The sequence below is a fragment of the Bartonella sp. AD328YNZD genome (genome assembly GCF_042196425.1).
In genome coordinates, this window is the sequence record NZ_JBHIQG010000733.1 from 1 (window position 1) to 710 (window position 710).

Sequence of the window (710 nt, forward strand, 5' to 3'; positions counted from 1 at the left end):
TTATCAATGGGATCTATCACTCCTTGCATCTCATCAAGAGCAAATTTATCAAAAGTTTTAAAAACCGTTCTATCAACCTTCTCAAAGCCTATCGGCAAAAGTTGACCATCAGCACTCATCTGATAAAAACCACCATCACCTGCAAAAAAAGCATCACTCCCTCGACATGCTATAGAGGCTGCACTGCGGGCTCCTCGCTTGTCTTGTATCTTTTGAAACGTAAATACAATCTTAGAACCCGCAACAAAGGTTCCTGCATAAATAGCAGAACGCATAAAAATGAGGGGATTGGTGGACTCTGTTGCCCCTTGAACATATTCTCCATCCGGAAAATCTTGAAAATCGCAATCTTTCTCTTTAACTGTCCAATGAGTAGCATCTTCCAAGCCAGACCAATGAATGCGATTGGGGTGATCTGTCAATTGCATCAAACAAACAAAAGGTCCCCAAACCTTCACCAAGCCTGCTTTCGGTGGATTGCCTCCTAAATCTTCAAACCGTTCAGAGCTATGGGTATTAAAGACTTGCGGTTTATCATTTTTATTCACTGCAATAATTCTTTGACCAAACAAAGCGAACGACCATTGATTATCCTCATGTGCTTGATACGTCACACCATTTTGGCTGATGTCTTTCCAACCCTTCGTTTGACTATCATAACTGTAAAGCTTTTGCTTGCCTCCTACGATTATCTTAACACCATTGCCACT

The 710-nt window shown here is 41.3% G+C and carries 1 pseudogene; it reads right to left on the bottom strand.

The features are described from left to right. Nucleotides 1–710: pseudogene (locus ACFIO3_RS14735) on the bottom strand (hypothetical protein); the annotation flags it as partial.